Origin of the sequence: uncultured Aquimarina sp. (assembly GCF_947500065.1) — a bacterium.
Taxonomy (GTDB): Bacteria; Bacteroidota; Bacteroidia; order Flavobacteriales; family Flavobacteriaceae; genus Aquimarina.
Window position 1 is genome coordinate 1,057,204 of the sequence record NZ_CANMQT010000001.1, and the last position, 23,844, is coordinate 1,081,047.

A 23,844-nucleotide genomic window follows, 5' to 3' on the forward strand; every position below is an offset into this window, starting at 1 on the left:
ATAATATTTTTTTATGATTAACTATCGGTTTATTATTCGTTTTATTTTTTTAATCATTTTTTTAGTAAGCTGTGATTCAAATTCACAAGAAAAATCAGATACAACCGTTGACTTTTATCATGGTATTAAAATAATTGATGAATATAAATACTTAGAAAATATAGAAGATACTAGCGTAATTAGTTGGTTAAAGAAACAAACGGAGGAAGCGGAAATTACTTTAAATCGTATTGCTGGAAGAGAAAAATTAATTGAACTTCAAAAACAACTAGGAAACAATAAAACGAATAGCGCCAGTAATCTTAGGGTAATTGAAAATGGAGGGTTATTCTATTTAAGATCATCTACAAAAGATAATTCTTCTAAATTATATTATAGATCAAATTTACACGCAGATGAGGAATTACTTTTTGATCCCAAAGATTTTTTTCCAGAATCCAAACTCAACTATAGAATAAATTACTTTAATCCAAGTTGGGATGGAAAAAAAGTGGTGATAAGTTTTGTGAAGAATGGGGAAGAATTTTCTGAGATGAGATTCTTTGATTTTTCGACGAAAAAACTTTTACCCACGAAGATGAATAAATGTCTTCCTACCTATGGAGGAGTTTATTGGTTGCCTGACAATACCGGAGTTACCTATCTTAGAACAATTATTAGAGATACGAAATCTAAAGAAGCTTATTTTAACCTGGAAGTGGTAAAACATAAAATTGGTTCTACTCCTACTAAGCTATTCTCAAGAAATAATGACCCTAAATTGGAAATGAAACCGGAAGATATCCCTGTTGTGCTAATTGAGAATCCTAATGATAAATATGTCATTAGTGCTGTAGCGGGAGCTACGCCTTATCACGATTTTTATTACCTATCTTCTGATCAAATTGAACAAAACAATAAATCATGGATACCCTTATTTAAAAAGCACAATAAAGTAACCTCTTTCTACCAAGATAATGATAGTATCATTTATTTAACATCTGAAAATGCATCTAATTTTAAAATTTGCAAAGCTTCGTTGCTTAATCCAGATAATAAAAAACCAATTGTTGTTATAGAAGAAAAACAAAAAGAAGTCATTAAAAGTTTTAGATTAGTAAAGAGCGGAGTAGTTTATACCACAACAAAAAATGGGGTAGAATCTAAATTATTTTTATTAAACAATAATGGAAAAGACGAAGAAATTAAACTTCCTTTTCCTGCAGGTCGTATATCTTTAGAGTCTGGAGGTAAAAATCAAGATTATATAACATTAAAAATAAGAGGGTGGTTGCATCCAGAAAGCAGGTTTACCTATAATTTTTCTGACAAAAGTTTCACCAAAGCAAATTTATTTGAACCTACAGAAAATTCATATGTTAATGATATGGAGGTTGAAGAAATTGAAGTGATTTCACATGATGGAGAATTAGTTCCACTCTCCTTAGTTTATAAAAAGAATCTTGTAAAGAATAATAAAAATTCAGTACTAATGATAGGTTATGGAGCTTATGGTTCTTCTTTACAACCAATGAATAGCGTAAAGATCATGACTTGGGTGCAAGAAGGAGGTATTTTTGCAATTGCTCATGTAAGAGGAGGAGGAGAAAAAGGTGACGCATGGTATAAAGGAGGTTATAAAGATACTAAACCTAATTCGTGGAAAGATTTCATTGCCTGTGGTGAATATTTAATCCATAAAAAATATACATCAAAAAAGAAAATTGCTGTCAATGGGGGGAGTGCAGGTGGCATTACAGTAGGTCGTGCCTTGACAGAACGTCCAGATTTATTTGCTTCAGTTATTATAAATGTTGGTAAGATGAATACTATCCGTGGAGAAATAGGTTTAAATGGTAAAAATAATGCTAAGGAATTTGGTTCTGTAAAAGATTCTGTAGGTTTTAGAGGATTATTAGAAATGGATTCTTATCATCATGTCAAGAAAGGAGTCTCATATCCTGCAATGCTCGTAACAACGGGAATCAATGATGCACGTGTTTCTCCTTGGCATTCCATTAAATTCGCAAAAAAAATACAGGATTTCAATAGTTCAATCAAACCCATTTTACTAAAAGTCGGATTTAAATCAGGACATGGTATTGGTAATTCTGCGCAAAAAAGAATAGAAGATACAGCAGATGTTCTTTCTTTTGCTTTTTGGCAAACTGGACATCCGAATTATCAACCAAAAAAGTAAAATGTCTACCTCTAACATCAAAAAGATATCCCAAGACTGGACATCCTTTTGTCAGTCTTTTGATATAGATTCCTCTAAAACTATTGCCTTTAAATTACAAGGAACTGTAAAAGCAAAAATCGATAGTGATAAAGGTTCTGCCTCTTTATGGGTAAGAGTAGATAATAAAGATGGAAGTAAAGGTTTTTTTGATAATATGATGGATTGCCCTATACAGTCCAATTATTGGAAAACATTTACAATAAAAGGGATGATTAATGAAGCCTCTGCTAAGATTAGCTTTGGTGGTTTTTGCTTGAATTACGGGGATTTTTATTTTAAGAACTTCCAACTATTTATAGAGAATAAAAGTGGCGATTTAGAAAAAATAGAAATTGTAAATCCAGATTTTAAGGAAGTAACACATCAATTATCCATTCCTGGATGGAAACAAGGAACTGGCAGAGAAGAACCTAAAGAAGTAATAGAATATATTTTTAGGTCCATTTATTCTGGGAAAAAAACATCCTACCTAAAGATAAAAGGTTCTAGAGTTTTCGATCTTAGAAATAAGTATACTGATGAAATAGGAACCTTAATTTTTATGTTACAAAGTGTTGGAAAAAGAATGATAAAAGCTATACAGGAACTTTCTGTTCAAGAAATTGATTACTTGCCTGATGATAAGATTAACAGTATTGGTGCTTTGATAATGCATATTTTAGCAACAGAAACGTACTACCATGTATACACCTTCGAAAATCGAGGTTTTAATCAAGAAGAAAATGAAAAATGGAAAGATGCTCTTGAGCTTGGAGAAAAAACACAAAGGTTATATAAAGATCTTACAATAGATTATTATTTAGATGCATATTATGAAGTTCGGCAGAAAACTATACAAGAATTTGAGAAATTAAACGATAAATGGTTAAAAATAACACCTCCTAAATCCGTTCAGAATAATCATCATAATTGGCTCCACGTAATGGAACATCAATCCTATCATTTAGGTCAAATAGTAATGCTTAAAAAATTAATGTATTAGCTATTGATTTTCTCGAAGTATTTAAATTTGGCGACCTGACTTACTTTTCGAAGAACAGATTTCTAAAATTATATAACACATAAGGCTTTAATAAAAATCAAAAATGAACAAAATCATAAAGCTACTTCTTCTAATAGTAATCTTTTATCAATCTCAGCTCGTAGCACAGACCAAAAAAGTATCCGGAGATTGGACTTCTTTTGTGCAAGCAATAGAAGTAAAAACAGATAGAACAATCAAATTTAAACTCCAAGGTTGGGCTAAGGTTATTGGACATAAGCAGGATTCTACCATAAAAGCAGGTTTATGGGCGAGAGTAGATACTAATAATGATGAAACAGGTTTTTTTGATAATATGGATGATCGTCCTATCATCTCGGATCAATGGAAGGAGTATGAAATCATTGGTGAGCTGGATAAAAATGCTAACAAACTAAACTTTGGAGGAATCGCCCATTATAATGGGACATTTTATTTTGATGATTTCAAATTATATCTGGAAAATGAAAATGGTGATTTCATGCTTTTCCCTATTAAAAATAATGGATTTGAACTTGATGAATTACTAGCGGGATGGGGTCAGGGAATATCTCCTGATACTCTATTAGAAGTAAAAGAATTCACTTACAACTTAGCATCAGATCATAAAGATGGGAAACAATCCCTTCGTATCAAAGGAAAGAATATAACGAAACCTTTAACAAAAGAAACCCTCAAAACATGGTATCATAAGGATTATACCAATGACTCAATCCCAGGTGTGAGTTTAGAAAAAGCTTATGAAGAGATTTTAAACACCAAAATGGGGCAAGAGGTAATCGTTGCGGTTCTGGATACCAAATTAGACATCCATCACGAAGATCTAAAAGACCAGATCTGGTATAATACCAATGAAACTCCTGATAATAATATTGACGATGACAAAAACGGATATATCGATGATATCAACGGTTGGGATTTTTTGAGCAATCGAGAAGGAGAGTTTGTAGTGTATGAACAGAAAGAAAGCACTAGGATTCTTAAAAAATATGACGCTATTTTTAAAGGGAAAAAACCTGAAGAAATCCCCAATAAATTGATGAATGCATATAAAATGTATACCTCTGCCTATCAAAAAAGGGAAAAGAACATTGCAGAAAACAAAGAAACCCTAAAGAATATTAAGAAATGGAAAGAAATTGTAGTAGAAGGTGAAAAACTTCTGGATAGTATATATCCAAAAAATGAATATACAACTTCCGAATTGGATAGTCTTATAACTATTTATAAAAAAGACCCTTTTGTACAGTACAAAATAACAGGATATAGAGACGCCATTAAGTATGAGTTAAGCAAAGAATACTTAAACGAATTCATTGAAGAATTAGAACATGAAAAAGAAACGATGCTTAATTTGGATTATAATGAAAGAGCTATCATTGGTGACGACGTAAATAATATCCATGATAACAAATATGGAAGCCCCATAGTTTATGGAGATGTTCCATTTCCCCACGCTACAGTAGTTGCGGGCACATTAGCAGCTAATAGATCAAATAATCTGGGCGTCAAAGGCTTTTCGGATTACATTAAAATAATGCCAGTAGTTATGGTAGCAAGCGGAGATGAAAACGACAAAGATGTTGCCTTAGCTATACGTTATGCTGTGGATAATGGTGCCAAGGTAATAAATATGAGTTGGGGTAAGACGCTATCATTACATGAAGACTGGGTAAATGATGCTATAAAATATGCAGCTGATAACGATGTGCTTTTAATTACGGCAGGTGGAAATGATAATTCAGATAATGATCTCTACAAGTATTATCTCAACGATTATAATAATGAGAAAGAGTTTGTTGAAAATTTTATCGTTGTTGGAGCTAGCACCTGGAACCCTAAAAATCTTAAAGCCAGCTTTTCTAATTACGGTAAAAAACATGTAGATATTTTTGCTCCAGGTATGGAAATTTATACCACAGAATATGGCAAAAATAAATATACCACTACCGAAGGAACTTCTCTAGCTTCTCCTATAGTTGCTGGAATAGCAGCTTTGATAAGATCATACTACCCTAAACTTTCTGCGAAACAGGTAAAACAAATCCTAATGGATTCCGGTACTTTGTATGATGTCGATGTAGAAGTTAAACACGAAGATGGCACTAAAAAACTAGTCCACTTCTCAGAACTTTCTAAATCCGGTAAGATTGTAAATGCGTATAATGCGCTAGTTTTGGCAGAACAGATTTCAAAGGAAAAGTAAATTCTCAATTTATAAAAACTTCATATAAACAATACTTCTGTATATAAGAAAGCCCCAATATCCAGAAAACAAACACTACAAGTCGTAATTGATAAAAACCGTGTATCTTTTCTATCAACCGTGAGGGAAATTTTGTTTTATACATCAATATTTAGATACTTTTGATGCAAACAAAAAGATACCCAAAATGAGTTTAAAATATTCAATTACTATTATTCTTATTTTCCTATCATATTTAGGATATGGCCAATCATTTTATAGCCATGATTCTCTAAAGCAAAAAACATATTCAGAACTATATGATAAATCATATGAATATTTAGAAGCAAGTAATAATCAAATTGCGGAAAAATATATAAAAGCTTATCTATTTAAAGCAAAAAAAGAGAATGATAGCATACAAATAAGCAATGCTTTTTTTATAATAAACTGGCTTTATAATCCTCAAGATATAAGAAGTTTGACAGCCTTAGATTCTTCAATTTATTATAATAAAAATACTCGAAAAGGAAATGGTAATGAAGTTATTTATAATAGAAGAGCTTTAGTTTATAATGATAGAGCAGATCTTAACAATGCCCTTAGTGATTATCTAACAGGATTAAAATATGCAAAAGAGAATAATAATACATCCTTTATTTTCATAATAAAACATAATATTGCAATCTTACAACGAAAATTAGGTAAGTACGAAGAAGCAAAAAACCTATTTAATGAATGCCTTGCCTATGAAGAAATTGATATGGTCAATAAAAAGGATAAATGGGACACTATACATTATTTACAGACTTTGGCAGAAACAGTTTCAGCATATAGATTAAATAAGCAATTAGATTCTGCAAAAATTCTTAATAAGGCAGGAATAAAACTTTCAAAAAACCTAGGAATTGATGTCTTATTTGATTTAAACGACGGTATTCTCGCATACCATGATCATGAATATTTAACAGCTAAACATAAACTCAAAAAGGTTTTACCACGATTAAAGGGCAATAATTTTATAGAAACTTATAATCAAATTGAAACAAATTTGTTTTTAGGAAAATCTGTAAAAAACCTAGGCTCCGAAAAAGAAGCTATAAGTTATTTCAAAAAAGTAGATTCGATTTCTGATAATCTAAACTATTTTGTTCCAGAAAACAGGCTTGCTTATATTGAGTTAATAGACTACTATAAATCAAAAAATGATAATCGTAATCAATTAGTTTATATTAATAAACTATTAAGTGCAGATAGTATTCTGACCAGTAATTATAAAATAGTTGGCAAACAATTATTTGATGATTTCGACGCAAAAGAATTGGTTGAAGATAAAGAAAGAATCATTAGTTATTTGGAACAGGAAAATGATAAAATATCAATACAAAACATAATTATAACTTTTCTACTTATCATAAGTTTATTTGGTATAGCATACTATTATTATCGGCAAAGACTTTATAAGAAACGGTTTTTTCAACTACTCAATAAAAACAGGAATGATAAAGAAGACAATAAACCAAATGATAATCAATCAGGATCTTCTTCTATCAATAAAGAAACTTTAAATAATTTACTAGATAAACTTCAGGAATTTGAAGAAAAAAAAGAATATCTAAACACCAACATTAACTCCAAGGATTTAGCAAAAAGCTTTGGTTCTAATTCCACCTATCTTTCTAAAGCAATAAATACATTTAAGGAAAAAAGCTTTAGTAATTATATAAATGACTTAAGAGTAAATTTTATAATTGATAAGCTAAAAGAAGATTCTATATATAGAAAATATACGGTAAAAGCCATAGCTCAAGAAATAGGGTTCAATAACTCAGAAGCATTTTCTAAAGCGTTCTATAAAAAAACAGGAATCTATCCATCCTATTTCATTAAGGAATTAGAGAAACAACCCTAATACGTTTCTACACCACCTTATATTACTTTCATACATTAAAAACGGCTCCTTCAAAGGAGTGAACCTTTTCCGAGGACTGAGGTTCTCGAAGTCCGAAGCAAACTCAGATTTCCATTTCACCATATCATCTTTTATTATAGCCAATTCAGTAATAGCATCAATTAGAATGAGAAGATATCCTTCATAAACTTAAAATGAACAAAATCATAAAGCTATTTCTTCTAGTAGTAATCTTTCATCAATCTCAGATCGTAGCACAAAAACGGGTTTGAAGCTTACTATCAAACTCATTTTTACTTAAAATCAGAATATATTTAAAAATACAGGTAACATTTTATATCTTCATAACACTAAATAAGACAAGGATCTCTAAAAATAAACTCATGAAAAAAATAATCCACACACTTTTATGTATCAGTTGTATTTGTCTGTTATCTAATCAGGCAATGCTGGCTCAAGAAAAAAGTATTGAAGCCAATGACAATACCTGGAAATCCCCAGAAGAAGATATACTCAAAATTCTCCACGCACCGCAACTACCAAGGACTTCTATATCTCCTGTAAAAACACATATGTTGCTATCAGATCCTATTATATATCCAACCTTATCAGAGCTTGCAGGACCTATGCTCAAATTAGCAGGAACTAGAGTTAATCCAAAAAACAATTATTACCATGGTAGGCATGGGGGTACTTCGCCCAGGATTCTTACGATTAAAGATGGGACAACCATTAAGCTGAATATCCCAAAACAAGCAGAGATAATGGCTACCTCTTGGGCTGCAGACGGGCAGCGTTTTACATTATCCGTTGGATTTGAAGACCGGATTGAATTGTGGATGGGTGACATCAGTGGCCATGTAGAAAAAGTACAGGGGATCGTTCTTAATCCACTTATGGACCAGGCGGTTAAATGGTTTCCGGATCAGGAAAAATTATTGATCAGAAAAATTCCTAATCGCGGGACTGCTCCACAAAAATCAGCTATGCCGAAAGGACCAAAAATTTTAGAAGATGCCGGTGCTTCTGCAAGATCTACCTATGAAGCAAGAAACCTACTCGAAACAGCATACGATGACGAATTGTTTAGCTACTACACCCAGAGTGAATTGGTGATTTATGATACCAAAACAAAAAAAACAAAGGTAATCGGTCCTACTGCTTCCTATATGTGGGCGGGTGTTTCTCCGGATGGTAAATATTTATTGATAGAAAGATTGAAAGAGCCCTGGTCACACGAAGTGGGGTGGTGGCGATTTGCCAATGATATTGAAGTATGGGATATAAAAGGAGAGTTGGTAAAAACCATTGTCAATCATTCTGTTGCTAATGAAGTACCTGTGCATGGGGTGATTACCGGGCCTCGTTCTGTAAACTGGCAACCTACCGCTCCGCATACGTTGTTCTGGAGAGAAGCACTTGATGGAGGTAACCCAGTGGCAAAAGCCGAATCTAGAGATAAACTAATGCGATGGGAAGCTCCTTTTAATGGAGAACCAGAAGAAGTTTTTAAAGCAGAACACCGCATACAATCAACCTGGTGGGGTCCCGATGGAATGCTTATGGTATCTCAGCGAGAGCGTATGAAAAGATGGCGTTATGTCTGGTTACTAGATGTTAACAAGGGTACATCCAGATTATGGTTTGATTTAGACGAAGATGATCGCTATAATGATCCGGGCTACCCTCTTTTTACGCAATTAGATAATGGTCGATATGTTATTAAAGTAGAAGACGGGTCTATGTATTTCCGTGGGAGCGGAGGTACCAAAGAAGGAGATCGCCCATTTGTGGATAAAAGGAATATTAAAACAGGAAAAACAGAAAGAATATTCAGATCTGCCAAGGAGAAGTATGAATACTTTGTTGGTTTTGCTGAAGATGCCAATAGTTTCATCATGAGTTCTGAATCTTCTACAACAGTACCTAACTTCTATGTGGCAAAATTAGGCAAATCCATTGAAGCAAATGCTGGTGAAAGTACCAGAGAAATTACTAAAAACCCAATTACAAAATTTGAAGACCCAAGTCCGGAGTTACGTCAGATAGAAAATAAGATTGTAAAATATAAAAGAAAGGATGGGGTCGAATTAAGTTTCCAACTATTATTACCTCCAGGATATAAAGAAGGAACCAAATTACCTACGGTTGTATATGCCTACCCACTGGAATATTCTGGAGCAAAAACTGCAGGACAGGTTAGAGGTTCTTCCAATCGTTTTATGCGTATTTGGGGAGCATCGCATAAATACTTTTTGATGAGAGGATATGCGGTACTAGATAATACAGCTATGCCGATGGTTGGGGATCCCGAAACGGTATATGACACCTTCGTTCCACAATTGGTGGCCGATGCAGAAGCAGCAGTTAAAAAAGCCGTAGATATGGGGATCGCTGATCCGGATAGAATTGGTGTGATTGGTCATAGCCACGGAGGTTTAATGGTTGCCAATTTACTGGCACATACCGATTTATTTTGTGCAGGTATTGCACGAAGTGGTTCGTATAACAAAACAAATCAGCCCTTTGGATTTCAAGGAGAACGCCGTTCACTCTTTGAAGCTACCAAATCCTATATAGACTGCTCCCCGACCTTCTTTGCGGATAAGGTAAATGAACCTATTTTGATTATTCATGGAGATGATGATTCTAATCCCGGAACACTCACTTTTCAGTCAGAGGTATTTTATGAGGCAGTCAGAGGTTCAGGAGGAACTGCCAGATTGGTATTGTTACCTTTTGAAGATCACGGGTATAGAGCCAAAGAATCTATAGAGCATGTGTTATGGGAACAAATGAATTGGTTTGACAAGTATGTGAAAAATCGAGACCTTAACAAAAAGGAGAAAATAGAAAAAGTGGAAAGTAAGATTGATAAATAAGTTTACATAAACACTATCTAAAAATAGTAAATATAACCATACAAAAACGGGTTTGTCCATATGAGTCAAACCCGTTTTTCATAAATATCGATTAGCTTTGGATCAATTTATCCATAGAAAACCCATCTTCACAAATCAAATTAGATACTTTTGGCTTAACCAAAGTCAAATAATAATTCATGAGACTAAAGCTTACAATATTACTTTTTCTATTTGCTCTTTTATCATTTGGACAATCGTATAAAACCCAAGATTCTTTAGCAAGTTTTACATATAGTCAAATTGCTGACAAGTTTTATGAATATATTGAAAACGAAGAAATTGCTAAAATATATGCTAACGAGTATATTAATAGAGCAAAAAACCAAAAGGACTCCAGCTTAGTTGCTCGCGCCTATATGATGAAACGTCATATTTATAAGAAATCTAGTTTAAAAAAAATTGAGATTTGGGACTCAGTTATTACTTACGGTTTAGACCAAGAAGAAGAACATTGGCCAGAAATGTTATATAATTCAAGAGCACTTCTTTACCACAATATGGGAAACCAAAAAAAATCACTTGAAGACTATCTTAGTGCATTAAAATATGCCAAAAGAAATAACAATACCTTTTATATAAACGCATTGAAACATAATGTTGCAATATTAAAACGAAATTTAGGCAAATATGAAGAAGCTAAAAATCTATTTATGGAAGCTTTGGAATTTGGAGAAAATGAGATGCTTTTAAAGCAAGGGAAATTGGATTCGATTGGATATCTGCTCACCTTGGCTGAGACAATATCAGCTTTTCGATTAAATAAAAAAATAGATTCGGCAGAAATTCTAAATCATCGAGGAAGTGAATTGTCAAAGAATAAAGAGATTGATATTTTATTTAGATTAAATGAGGGTATACTCGATTATCACAATAAAAAGTACTTCTTAGCGATTCAAAAAATAGAAAAATCTATTCCTGAGATTATTGAAAAAAGGAATACATATACAGAAGCATATAACCTAATCGAAGCATACTTACATATCGGACTTTCTTATAAGGGTTTAGATAATCAGGAAAAAGCAATAAAGAATTTTATGAAAACGGATTCAATAGCTGAAACCCAAAATCATTTCATACCAGAATTGATAACTGCTCATAAAGAATTGGTTAATCATTATAAATCTAAGAATGATAAAACGAATCAACTAAAGTATATTAATAAGCTGCTAAAATCAGATAGTATTCTAACCAGTAATTATAAAATTGTAGGAGATCAACTTTTTAGAGAATTTGATACTAGGGAACTGATACAAGAAAAAGAACAAGCGATTGCTTTTTTGGAAAAAGAGAATTCGAAAACTTCTATCAAAAACCTCGTTACCTCGGGTCTTTTGATATTGAGTATCATAATTGCAAGTTTCTATTTTTATAGACAGCGATTATACAAACAACGTTTTTTAAAATTAGTTGCGGATCAATCTACCGATGATGCCTTTAAAAAATCAAAGAATACGGATAACAGATTAGCAATTAGTGAAGAGATAACACAGCACCTTATTGAATGTTTACAACAGTTTGAGGATAGTAAAGAGTTTTTAAATCCGGACATTAATATGAGCAGTCTAGCCAAAAGTTTTAACTCTAATTCTAATTACCTTTCTAAGGTGATTAACAAACATAAAGGAAAAAACTTCACACAGTATATGAACGACCTTAGGGTAGATTATGTAATTGATAAACTAAAGAATGATCCTATTTTTAGAAAATACACAGTATTAGCCTTAGCTCAAGAAATTGGATTTAACAATCCAGAGTCTTTCTCCAAGGCTTTTTATAAAAACGCAGGCATCTATCCTTCATATTTTATTAGAGAATTGTTGAAACAACCCTAATACGTTTCCGTAACATTTCACCTTACTTTCATAGTCATATCTTTACCCAACTTATCCTTCAAAGAAGCAAGGTTTTACTTCGGGTTTCGAGAACCTCAACCCTCGTATGCTGAGCTTGCCGAAATACAGCTCTCGTATCGTATGCTGATTTTGCGCGGACTGAGGCTCTCGAAGTCCTAAGCAAACTCATTACTCACAAACTTTCCAACCCCTCTTTGTAACAATTCATCCTGAGAACCGTCTTCTTCGTACACCAATGTAATAATTGGTATTAAAGTTGCGCAGGCAACCATCGTAGATTTATTTGCGTCTATATAAGAGTACAGCATAAACAAACAGTAACGTCAATCACAAAACAAAATCATCAAATCATGAATATCCATAAACGTATCTTAATAGTTGCAATAGCATTTTTATCTAGTGTATCGTTATTTGCACAAACCATAACCTCTAAAGTAGTGGATAAAAAAACTAACGAACCCATCCCTTATGCGACTATTCAATATGCAGAAAATGGAGGGGTAATTACCAATGAAGAAGGAATATTTAGTTTTACATTAGATCCAAAACTAGCAAAACTAGATTCCATCTATATATCATCCATGGGATATCAAAAAATAGGTACTGCATTTACAAGTCCTATGGACAGTATTATTTATGTAGAACCTAAAGCATTAGAACTTAGTAGTGTATTTATCTCTAATAAAAATCTGGGTATTGATGAGATTATTGATAATGTAAAAGATAATGTAGACAAAAACTATAGCAAAGACATGTCTCATAAAAAACTTTTTTACAGACAATCAAATTTTAGTGATCTGCATAAAATGAATATAAAATTCAAGAAATCTACCATCAAAGAGTTTAATAAAAAATTTATCGATAGCGTGATATCTATCATCCCTAGAAAATCTGCCTATTACACAGAAGCATTATGTGATCTGTATGGTGATTTTGATAAGCAAAAACTAAACATTATCAAAGGTGCTGAGCTCTATGATAAAAGCAATGACGGTTCTATGGAGGCACTCTCTGAAAAACTAGAAGATATTCTAAAGAAAAACGTAAAACCCAACTCTTACCTTAAAATCAAATCTGGATGGATATTAGGTACCAAAGTACAGATGGATTCTATTTTTGATGCTAATGAAGAAGCGGCAGAAGTAAAAAGTGAAATAGAGAAACCTAATAAAAATGAAGAAAACTATTTTCTGAACTATAGAAAATCATCTCTACAAAGTCTGTTATCTAATATGTTTTTTCAGGAAGATTCTCAATTGAATTTTATTGATAAATCTGGCCGTTATAAGTTTGAGCTAATCGATTATACCATTATCGATGATAGCAGTGTGTACATCATTAATTTTGAACCTAAAAGAGGCGCTGATTTTAAAGGAACCATGTATGTAAACACTCAAGATTTTGCAATTATGCGAGTGGATTATGAAAATGTAAAAAACCTAAGAAACTTTGGGTTGCTAGGAATCAGTTATCACGAAACAATGTATAAAGGAAAAACAATCTTTGTCAAAGGTGCAGATGGTAAATACAGTGTGCGCTATATAGAAAAGACAACAGGGAATGTTTTTGGGGTTGATCGTCCACTAAAAATCATTGAGAAAAATAAGTTTGTAAAAGGAAGACGTAAGCAAAACGAGTTGTCCTTAGGACTAGATATCGGTGCTGGTGAAACCAGTAAATACGAAGTTGTCGTTTTTGATTCTCAACCCATCACAGAAGGTGAGTATGAGAGTAGCAAAGAAAACAAATCCATCAAACCACAGTACTTATCTAAATACGATCCAGAATTCTGGAAAGGATATAACATCATAGAACCTAATACTGCTATAAAACAATTTACGGCTATTGAAGGGGAATCGTAGCATCTAATATATAAGTTTCCTCTCCCTCTGGGAGAGGACTAAGGTGAGGGTTTTTAATAGTGAAAACACTTAATATCATGTTACGATCATAGATTCCAGCCTACGCTGGAATGACAATTCTTTGCACATTTTCACTACAATCTAGCCTGTCCTATTGAGCTTGTCGAAATGTAGATTACAATCTACTTCCAACACTAAATTGTCTATTCAGTTTCTATATTAACATAGTATTCGCTATTCTCACTGTTATAAATCAGTAGATATCCCGTCTTATTTTAAGAATACATTACCATGATTGTATTTTTTTTCGTTGTAACTATGTAGTGCATATATTGGAAACTATACTTTTATCGTGTAATTTTATGAATCTACTGATGCTATGAAAATGAATAGAATTGTATTATTAATACTTGGTGTATGGATGATTTCTTCTTCTGTAACAGCCCAAAAAATTAGTTCCAGAGTTGTTGATAAAAAGACAAATCAACCTATCCCCTATGCAACCATACAGATTGGAGAAAACCAAGGTGTAGTAACCAATGAAGAAGGTAGTTTTAGTATCACCCTAGATGACATCCAATCAAAAATAGATTCTATTTACATTTCCTCGATGGGATATGAGAAAGTAGGAGTCGCAGTCCAAAGTATTACGGATAGTATTATCTATATCCAGCCTAAGGCAATAGCATTAAAAAGTGTTTTTATCTCTAATAAAAACCTTGATATTGATGATATCATTGACAATGTAGATGATAAGATGGAAGACAACTATAGATCTGATCTTGCCAAACGCAGACTGTTTTTTAGGGAGACCAATACCAGTTATATCAAAAAGATGGATATTGAATTCAAAAAATCTACTATAGCCGAGATTGATAAAAAATTGGTAGATAGTATATCGCGTGTGGTTCCTAGAAACTCTGTTTTTTATGCCGAAGCTTTGTGTGATTTTTATGGGAATACCGACAAACAGAAACTGAATGTCATTAAAGGAGCTCGTTTATACGACAAAAATAATGGCGGATCTTTTGAGGCTATATTCAAAAAGATGGAGAAAATCTTTAGGGATAACGTAAAACCTAATTCATACCTAAAAATAAAATCCGGCCTCTTTAGCCAAAAGGTACAAGTAGATTCTATTCTTAAAGCCAATCAAGATGCCAAGGATATTGCTGATGGAATCGAAAACCCCAAAGAAAATTTTTTCTTTAAGTCCAGAAAAATGAATCTTAAAAACCTATTTAATGAAACATTCTATCAGTCAGACACTAAACTAAATGTGATCAAAAACTCTGGTAGGTATATTTTTGAACGGGTAGATTATACCATACTGGATGATGTGGGAGTTTATGTTATCAAATTCACACCAAAAAGAAGAGGTGATTTTAAAGGCACCCTATATGTAAATACAGAAGACTTTGCTGTCATACGAGTGGACTATCAAAATGTAAAACGTTTACGTAGTTTTAATTTATTAGGTGTTAGTTTTGAAGAAAATGGGTTAAGTGGAACTACAATTTTTACTAAAGGATCTGATGGTAAATATGGTGTGAAATTTATCGAAAAAGTAACGGAGAACAAATTTGGAGTAGATCGTCCCTTAAGTATCATAGAGAAGAACAAATATGTTAAAGGGCGAAATAAGCAAAATCAATTATCGCTAAATCTAGATGTTATTAGTTATGCTAAAAATAAATATGAAGTGATCGTCTTTGATGCTCAAAATATTACTGAAGCAGCATATAATAGCAGCAAAGAAAATAAAAATGTAGAATCTACCTATCTATCAAAATACAATCCTGATTTCTGGAAAGGATATAATATTATAGAGCCTAATACAGCCATCAAACGATTTAAGGTGATTGAAGAGGATGAAATTGAAGATATAGAAGAATAGAAAAGACCTGAGTTCTATATAAGAAAAGATATGGATAAAGTTTAATTACTTGTAATTATAGATTTTATGTTTCTTCTCCCTCTGGGAGAGGATTAAGGTAAGGGTTTTTTATTGACAATACCACTAACTCCAAAGTTCCTTCCCATCCATCGCTAAGCGCTGTCGAGCAAGTAGAGCAGACTCAAACATTTTCTTACTATTGTGGATTCCGGCCTACGCCGGAATGACAATTCTTTGCACATTCACGATGTCATTCTAATACGTCGTATTGCGATTCAGAGGACTGAGGCTCTCGAAGTCCGTTCTACATAGTTGGTGAACAATAAACATACATTACTGTTCATATAACTTCAAGGTCTTTAGTAAAGCCTCGAAATAATAGGCTTCCTGATCTGGGATAATCGTTGTTGTATACGCAGTATTCTTTACCACATAGTAAAATGATGGCGCCGGATCCGCATCCTGCTGATGTAGATTGACAATATTCTGGATAAAATCATTAATCAACAATACCTCATCATAGCTGATCTCACGTCTTACGGTAGGCTGATCACTTTTATACACCAGATAATCATCCCTGAAACTAATAGATTTCGTTGTTTCTCCGGTCTTATGAAACTCAAAAGTAAAATCCTGAGAAGCAAATATCTTGTTCACATTCTCCGCAGTAGGTTCTATAGTACGTGCACAGCCAATACTACTGAAGCAGATTAATATGACTAAGATTCTTTTCATTTTTTAACTTTAATATTCCTCATCACTATAAAATAATCCCTAAAATGTCACCTCAAGTTTTGATTTATCATTCCTAAAATATACAAAGATTAATTATTGTAGTAACAAAAAAAGGTATTGATCCAAGAATCAATACCTTTATAATTTTATATGAAAACCCAATTAACGTAAATTGGTGTACTGTATTATTTTACAGCTAATCTTTTGATAGAATTTTCGAAATCTACATTCTCAAGATTACTTATTAGTAGTCCGATACCACCAGATCTAGAAGCCACAATGTACTCTGCCTGATATTTCTTCTCTAACTTGTATCCTTTTAAGTATTTTAACTTAACGATTTTAGAAGTAGGAGTAAAGAAAAATCTTCCGTGGATTCTCTTATAACGAACTTCCTGTACATTCGCTTCATCTTTTAGTTGTCTACTTAAAGCCTCTACCACAGTAGCCGCTCTATGCTCATCTAATTGATAAAAATCACAAGCGTAAATAAATACGTAGTTTTCCACATTACTTTCATCAACAAATAACTGAAAATCAACATTTTTATCTTCAATTTTTTTCAATTCTTCCAGTGCAATATTCTTAAATTTAGGACTATCAGATAATGAATCTAACCTAACTTTAAACTGCTCAGGACTAGTCTTCTCATAACCATCCGTAAGCATAATAGTATTCTGACGAAATTCGATTGTGTTCTTTTTCGAGAAATTCGTAAACTTAGATTTCTGATTTCCATCCTGGAAATATTGACATCCAGTCAAAAGGATCACAGTTAACAATAGTAGAATTTTTTTCATAGGGTTCTGGGTGTTAATTGGTTAAAAATTTATTCAATAAGCCCCATAAGTGTGCGCAAGTTAACAAAAAAAAACATATATGCAACCTTTTATCCTAATTTTTATGCACTTTAACCGATTTAAATGAAGATGGTTCCGGTTTTTGACTCTTTTTTAGTAGGATTACACCCACTCAATTGGATTCTTTAAAATTTCTACTAATCGTGCTTCCTCCGTATCTGGTTCTGGATGATGATCATATCGCCATTGTACTTGCGGCGGTAAGCTCATCAAAATACTCTCTATTCTTCCGTTTGTTTTTAGCCCAAATAACGTTCCTTTATCATGAACGAGATTAAACTCCACGTACCTACCACGACGAATCTCTTGCCAATCTTTTTGAATATCAGTATAGCTTATGCTTTTTCTTCGTTCTACAATTGGTACATATGCTTCAAGGAAACTATCACCCACTTCGGTTACAAAATCATACCAATCCTGCATAGTCATATTACCCGTTTTCTTGCAATAATCAAAAAACAAACCTCCTACTCCACGACCTTCACAACGGTGCGCATTATGGAAGTATTCATCACACTTCTTTTTATACAAAGGATAAAAATCAGCATTATGTTTATCACAAGCAGTTTTACACACTTGATGAAAATGTCTGGCATCTTCATCAAATAGATAATAGGGTGTAAGATCTTGTCCTCCACCAAACCAACTATCTACAATTGTACCTTCACTATCATACATCTCAAAATACCTCCAATTGGCGTGCACTGTAGGAACCATAGGATTCTTAGGATGGAGTACAAGCGATAATCCACAGGCAAAAAAATCTACATCACCCACATTAAAATAGCTTTGCATCGCTTTAGGTAATTTGCCATGAACTCCAGAAATATTGACACCTCCTTTTTCGAAAACCGCACCGTTTTCTATCACTCGAGTGCGACCACCGCCACCTTCGGAACGTTTCCAGATGTCTTCTTTAAATTTGGCTTGACCATCGATCTCTTCTAATCCAGAGGTGATCGTATCTTGTAAATCCTGTATGTATTGGTAAAATTTTTCTTTCATGTCTTATGCTTCGATTTTAGAAATCGCATCAGAGCCTTTTACTTCGATTAATCCTTTTTCATTCAGAATTCTAACCGTTTCAGTAGAGGCAGCAACTACAGATATCGGAAGTACTATAATAAACCCAATAATAGGAATTAATAACACCAACATAAATACAATTCCATTGCCTATAGCAGTTCCTCTATGCTTTCTTACAAACTGAACACTTTCTTTATATTTAAAATGACGTTCCATCGTATAATCCATATTACCAAAACCTACATAATATGCTTGTATAGCAAACATCAATATAGTAGCTACAATTCCGATTACCGGAATAAGACTTAGAATTAATAAAGGAATGATAAATAGTAATTCTCTAAAGAGGTTTCTTACATTAATACGGATACCACGCATCAATTGTTCTCTAAATGAAGTATTACGGTGTTGGTGATCTTGATGTTGATCTCCCAAGAGATGTGCTTCTACTTTTTCTGAAACCGGGCTCATAAATGGTGCGGATAGCGCCATTATAATATGTTTATACAGCACCAATCCTATTGCTAGTATTAGTAGAATACTAAAATACTTACTAATGACAGCAAATGTTTCTGATCCCCAATCCCAAACCCATGCTTTGGCTATAAAACTTCCTAGTGGGTCGGATAAAAACCAAGCCGAAATCATAAATAGAATTCCGGTTAAAAAACTAATAAGAATCGGAACAGCGAAATACTTCCATAATCCTAATTTAGAGATTAAAGCAAAACCTCCAAAATATGCTTTGATACCATTAATGATGTTCTTGATCATAATCTTATAAATTGGTTAACTTCTTATAAGTAGCCTTTTTAAGAGTTTTGTTTCAAAATTTATACAAATGTATTAGTTATTTTCATCAGAAAGATAAACCAAATCATCATGAAACTCCTTTATCTCTTTTATATCTTTTACCAAGTTAGCGCTCTTTGTTTTTTCTTTTAGAAAGGCAACCGTTTCTTCTTCAGAAGCACTGTTTAAACTCTTAAAATACAATCTTCCTAATCTGTTATTATGCAAATCCATCGCTTCTGCTATAGCTTCATTCGGTGCTAATTTTTCGTGTAAATCAGTGATTTTTTGAGTCCAAACAATGGATTTTTCTTCATTTTTAGAATGTATAAAGGTCTTTTGACAGATCAATACATTCCACAGCGCATGTCTAAATGCATTTGCTTTTCCGTTCTTATGATGTGCTTTTCCAAACAAGGAATCACAAATAATCATTGTTTTTTTAGTCGCCCTTAAGGTAGGAATTATATACCACGGATGCCGAAACAATAGCCCCGACAATCTAAATAACTGTCTAACGCTAAACCGTCTAATAATATCCCTAATCTTCATTTGTTACACCTTATATTCCTTTACGGCATCTACAAAGGCCCTGGCATTTTCAACAGGGATATTAGGTAGAATTCCATGTCCCAGGTTTGCAATATATCGGTCTTTACCAAATTCATCTATCATCTGTTTTACCATCTTTTTAATATCTGATGGAGGTGATAACAATCGAGAAGGATCAAAATTACCTTGTAATGTGATATTTCCACCAGTAAGATATCTTGCATTTCTGGCAGAACATGTCCAATCTACTCCTAATGCAGCAGCACCTGAATTTGCCATTTCATTCAATGCAAACCAGCATCCTTTTCCAAATACAATAACTTCTGTTTCATCTTTTAGAGCATCCACAATTTGCTGGATATATTTCCAAGAAAATTCCTGATAATCCACAGGAGAAAGCATTCCTCCCCAACTATCAAATACCTGAACAGCATTCACTCCAGTAGCTACTTTTTTCTTTAAATATGCAATTGTAGTGTCCGTGATTTTCTGTAATAACTGATGAGCAGCTTCTGGTTGTGTAAAACAAAATTCTTTGGCTTTATCAAAATTCTTAGAACCTTGCCCTTGTACTGCATAACATAATATAGTCCAAGGCGATCCAGCAAAACCAATAAGAGGAACCCTGTTATCCAGTTTTTCCTTGGTCATCTTAATTGCATCCATTACATAGCCTAGTTCCTCATCGATATCCGGAACGATCACCTGATCTACATCTGCTTGTGATCTAATCGGTTTTGGCAACCAAGGACCAATTCCATCTTTCATCTCCACCTCTATGTTCATGGCTTGCGGAATTACCAAAATATCACTGAATAATATCGCAGCATCCGGCCCTATAATATCAATAGGCTGCACCGTAATCTCTGATGCTAACTCTGGTGTTCTACATCGAGTAAAGAAATCATATTTCTTCTTTAACGCCATAAATTCTGGCAAATATCTTCCTGCTTGACGCATCATCCATACTGGTGGACGATCAACCGTTTCTCCTTTTAAAGCTCTTAGGAATAAATCGTTTTTTATCATATCCGTGTATCAAAATATTTAACTGCCTGAACGATCACATTCTCTACAGTTGGTTTGTTAGCAACAATATTATTTTTTGTATGTTTCTTGACTTCTGAAGCTGTAGTATTTCCGATGCAAAAAGTCATACTCCCTTTCATTGCATTATTAGAAATATAACTCTGCACTCCTGATGGACTGAAAAATAATATTCCATCAAATGTGCGATCAAACTTCTTCGGTTTCATATGTGTTTTATATACTACTATTTCTTCTAGTTCAATAGTATTTTCTTTTAAAATTGATGGTAATTCATCTCTTCTCAGGTTTCCACAAAAAAAAGAAAATCGTTCGTTTTTATATTTTTTTGCAATAATTTCACCTAATTCTGAAGCATTTTGAGTCGTTTCCATAACTTTTTGCCCATTTTCTTCTAAAAGTTTTTTGGTATTTTCTCCTACACAGAAAGCCATCACCCCAGCCCTCTTCCACAGGAGAGGGAGCGATTTAGAATTATTATTAAAAATTGCTCTTACAGCATTCTTGCTAGTAAAGATTGCATACTGTACATCACGATTAAATTCAACATCTAGTAACTCAATTTCAATCGCATTATATTCTACAAATCCAATTCCTGAATTTAGCAACAGTTCCTTTTGAGATGCTGAAAGTTTTTTTGTGGATAATATGGAGTAATTAGAACTCAATTATTTTAAATCTGCTTTAATCTTCTTCATTAATTCTCTCCCTCCACTATTTAATACCTCTTGAGCGCATTGTATCCCAAAATCTTTTCTGTCCTCAATCTTAATGGTTTTACAAACCTCAATTTTATCTTTTCCATCCAAACTGAATAAAACTCCTGTGAAGTAAATCTGATTTCCTTTAATCTCTGCTAAAGCTCCAATCGGTGCAGTACAACCTCCTTCTAATTCTCTAAGAAATTCTCTTTCTATATGTACACAAATTTTAGAATCAGTATGATTAAGATTCGAAAGCGCATCCAAACAATAAGCGTCTTTTTCTTTAGCAACGACTAGCATCGCTCCTTGTGCCGGAGCTGGAGTCATCCAGTTAAGATCTATATACTCTTTAGGTTTTAGATTTATTCTTTCCAATCCTGCAGCAGCAAAAATAGCACCGTTCCAATCGCTATCGTTTAACTTTTGGATTCTGGTATTTACATTACCTCTTAGATCTACTACTTTGTGATTAGGAAATTTATGTAACCATTGTGCCTGTCTTCTTAAACTTCCAGTTGCTATAGTTCCTTCTCCATCTAAAAAATCTAATCCTTTATGTAAAAGTATATCCTGCACATTTGCACGTTCTAAAATGGCTGCTTCAACAATGCCTTTAGGTAAAGCGGTTGGCACATCTTTCATAGAATGAACCGCAATATCAATATCATCATTGATCATTGCGATATCTAGGGTTTTTGTGAAAATTCCTGTAATTCCTAATTCATACAAAGGTTTATCTAATACAATATCTCCTGTAGATTTTACAGGAACTAAAGTTGTCTGATAACCAAGATTTTCTAATGTATTCTGTACTGTATGAGCCTGCCAAAGTGCTAATTCACTATCTCGAGTACCAATGCGGATGATCTTATTTTCCACTATTTATTCTGTATTTGGAATACTTTCTGAATCAATTCAATACTTTCATCACAAGAAGTGTTTTCATCTTTTAGATGGCTAGCGAAATGATTTGTAATTTTTTGAATAATCCGATCACTAATGAGCGTTGCTTGCTCTTCATTAAAATCAGATATTTTCTTTCGTTGTAGATTAATTTCTGCCTCTTTGAAAGAAGCTAACTTATTTTTGAGTGCCTTTATAGTAGGAGCAAATTTCCTAGTTTCCAACCAACTGTCAAATTCTGATCTTACCTCATCAATTATTGCTTCCGCTTTTGGGATATGTACTCTTCTTCGCTGTAAAGTGTCATCAGTTATTTTGGATAAGTCATCCATATGCACCAAAGTTACATTTGGTAACTCTGTAACATTAGTATCTACATTTTTTGGCACAGATAAATCCAAAATAAGAAGTGGTTTTTCTGTACTGATACTATCTTTATTAATAGTAGGTTTTTGAGCACCCGTTGCCACGATTAGTACATCAGAATGATTCACCTCTTCTTTCAGGTTGTCAAAATCTTTAACTACAAGATTAAATTTTCCAGCTACTTTTTCTGCCTTATCTCTTGTCCTGTTAATTAAAATAATATGATCATTCTTAGTATGCTTTACCAAGTTTTCGCAAGTGTTCCTACCAATTTTTCCTGTACCAAAAAGCAATATGTTTTTATCCGTCACATAAGGAACTCTTGCAAGAATATATTGTACTGCTGCAAAACTTACTGAGGTAGCTCCACTAGAGATTTCAGTTTCGTTTTTAATGCGTTTACTAGCCTGAATAACGGCATTGGTCAATCGTTCTAAAAACGGATTGATCATTTGTATTTTCTTAGACGCTTTGAAACCAGTTTTTATTTGTCCAATGATTTCAAAATCTCCTAAAATCTGGCTATCTAATCCTGTTCCTACTTTAAAAAAGTGTTCTACTGCTTTCCCATTTTTGTGAACATAAGCAACTTTTTCGAACTCCTCAACAGTTCCCTGTGTGTGTTCGCATAAAAGTTTGATTAGCTGAAATGGATGTTGCGCAAAACCGTATAATTCTGTCCGGTTACAAGTAGACATTACCAAAAGACTTTCGATCCCTTCTTCTTTTGCTTGCTCAAGGATCGCAGTTTTTCCCTCATCGTTTATACTAAAATGACCACGTATTTCAGCATCAGCTTTTTTATAGCTGAGACCAATTGTATAAAAATTAGCTCCTTTAATATGTAGGTGAGGTTCCATTGGGTTGTCTCAATTTTTCCGTAGCAAAAATATCCTACATCCACTCTAAAAAATAACGCTAGAAGTTTTTTAAGTATCGAAAAGCGTTGTTTATACCTCCAAATATGCAAAAACGGGTAAAAAC

18 protein-coding genes are annotated in these 23,844 nt (G+C 33.2%); 8 read left to right on the plus strand and 10 right to left on the minus strand.

Going from position 1 to position 23,844, the window contains the following annotated elements:
- The first annotated feature begins 13 nt into the window (after nt 1–13).
- From Q0975_RS04730 to Q0975_RS04755, 6 genes are all read left to right on the plus strand, one after another.
- Complete coding sequence (locus tag Q0975_RS04730) at nt 14–2,179, plus strand: prolyl oligopeptidase family serine peptidase (RefSeq protein ID WP_299433851.1); 2,166 nt, start codon at nt 14–16, stop codon at nt 2,177–2,179.
- Between the two features lies 1 nt (nt 2,180).
- Nucleotides 2,181–3,203: a DinB family protein gene (locus tag Q0975_RS04735; RefSeq protein WP_299433853.1), complete on the plus strand. Its 1,023-nt coding sequence runs from the start codon at nt 2,181–2,183 to the stop codon at nt 3,201–3,203.
- Nucleotides 3,204–3,306: 103 nt separating this feature from the next.
- Entirely contained in the window at nt 3,307–5,448 is a 2,142-nt protein-coding gene (locus tag Q0975_RS04740; RefSeq protein WP_299433855.1) for a S8 family serine peptidase, read from the plus strand.
- 187 nt (nt 5,449–5,635) lie between these two features.
- Nucleotides 5,636–7,339, plus strand: coding sequence for an AraC family transcriptional regulator (locus Q0975_RS04745; protein ID WP_299433857.1), 1,704 nt, complete (start codon nt 5,636–5,638; stop codon nt 7,337–7,339).
- A gap of 383 nt (nt 7,340–7,722) precedes the next feature.
- A complete protein-coding gene (locus Q0975_RS04750; protein ID WP_299433859.1) occupies nt 7,723–10,221 on the plus strand; it encodes a prolyl oligopeptidase family serine peptidase in 2,499 nt (832 codons plus the stop codon).
- A 179-nt stretch (nt 10,222–10,400) separates the two neighbouring features.
- On the plus strand, nt 10,401–12,095 hold the full coding sequence (locus Q0975_RS04755; protein ID WP_299433861.1) for an AraC family transcriptional regulator: 1,695 nt from the start codon (nt 10,401–10,403) through the stop codon (nt 12,093–12,095).
- 176 nt (nt 12,096–12,271) lie between these two features.
- Here Q0975_RS04755 and Q0975_RS04760 read toward each other — a convergent pair whose 3' ends face one another.
- Nucleotides 12,272–12,424, minus strand: coding sequence for a hypothetical protein (locus Q0975_RS04760; RefSeq protein ID WP_299433863.1), 153 nt, complete (start codon nt 12,422–12,424; stop codon nt 12,272–12,274).
- Between the two features lie 42 nt (nt 12,425–12,466).
- Here Q0975_RS04760 and Q0975_RS04765 point away from each other — a divergent pair, with 42 nt between their 5' ends.
- Nucleotides 12,467–13,978, plus strand: coding sequence for a carboxypeptidase-like regulatory domain-containing protein (locus Q0975_RS04765; RefSeq protein WP_299433865.1), 1,512 nt, complete (start codon nt 12,467–12,469; stop codon nt 13,976–13,978).
- A gap of 385 nt (nt 13,979–14,363) precedes the next feature.
- Entirely contained in the window at nt 14,364–15,875 is a 1,512-nt protein-coding gene (locus Q0975_RS04770) for a carboxypeptidase-like regulatory domain-containing protein (RefSeq protein ID WP_299433867.1), read from the plus strand.
- Nucleotides 15,876–16,208: 333 nt separating this feature from the next.
- Here Q0975_RS04770 and Q0975_RS04775 read toward each other — a convergent pair whose 3' ends face one another.
- From Q0975_RS04775 to hemA, 9 genes are all read right to left on the minus strand, one after another.
- Nucleotides 16,209–16,610, minus strand: a complete 402-nt coding sequence (locus Q0975_RS04775) for a hypothetical protein (protein WP_299433869.1) — start codon at nt 16,608–16,610, stop codon at nt 16,209–16,211.
- A 185-nt stretch (nt 16,611–16,795) separates the two neighbouring features.
- Nucleotides 16,796–17,410 (minus strand): hypothetical protein, encoded by a 615-nt coding sequence (locus Q0975_RS04780; protein ID WP_299433871.1) that lies wholly within the window; start codon nt 17,408–17,410, stop codon nt 16,796–16,798.
- A 162-nt stretch (nt 17,411–17,572) separates the two neighbouring features.
- Nucleotides 17,573–18,475 (minus strand): oxygen-dependent coproporphyrinogen oxidase, encoded by a 903-nt coding sequence (gene hemF, locus Q0975_RS04785; RefSeq protein WP_299433873.1) that lies wholly within the window; start codon nt 18,473–18,475, stop codon nt 17,573–17,575.
- 3 nt (nt 18,476–18,478) lie between these two features.
- Nucleotides 18,479–19,270, minus strand: coding sequence for an EI24 domain-containing protein (locus tag Q0975_RS04790; RefSeq protein ID WP_299433875.1), 792 nt, complete (start codon nt 19,268–19,270; stop codon nt 18,479–18,481).
- Nucleotides 19,271–19,342: 72 nt separating this feature from the next.
- Nucleotides 19,343–19,840 (minus strand): hypothetical protein, encoded by a 498-nt coding sequence (locus Q0975_RS04795; protein ID WP_299433877.1) that lies wholly within the window; start codon nt 19,838–19,840, stop codon nt 19,343–19,345.
- Nucleotides 19,841–19,843: 3 nt separating this feature from the next.
- Nucleotides 19,844–20,869: a uroporphyrinogen decarboxylase gene (hemE, locus tag Q0975_RS04800; protein ID WP_299433879.1), complete on the minus strand. Its 1,026-nt coding sequence runs from the start codon at nt 20,867–20,869 to the stop codon at nt 19,844–19,846.
- The gene (locus tag Q0975_RS04805) at nt 20,866–21,555 is read right to left on the minus strand and encodes a uroporphyrinogen-III synthase (protein WP_299433881.1); all 690 of its coding nucleotides are present in this window, start codon (nt 21,553–21,555) and stop codon (nt 20,866–20,868) included. The genes hemE and Q0975_RS04805 overlap by 4 nt, the downstream gene beginning before the upstream one ends.
- Nucleotides 21,556–22,470: a hydroxymethylbilane synthase gene (gene hemC / locus Q0975_RS04810; protein ID WP_299433883.1), complete on the minus strand. Its 915-nt coding sequence runs from the start codon at nt 22,468–22,470 to the stop codon at nt 21,556–21,558.
- Nucleotides 22,470–23,720, minus strand: a complete 1,251-nt coding sequence (gene hemA, locus Q0975_RS04815) for a glutamyl-tRNA reductase (protein ID WP_299433885.1) — start codon at nt 23,718–23,720, stop codon at nt 22,470–22,472. Before hemA ends, hemC begins: the two co-directional genes overlap by 1 nt.
- Nucleotides 23,721–23,844: the final 124 nt, after the last annotated feature.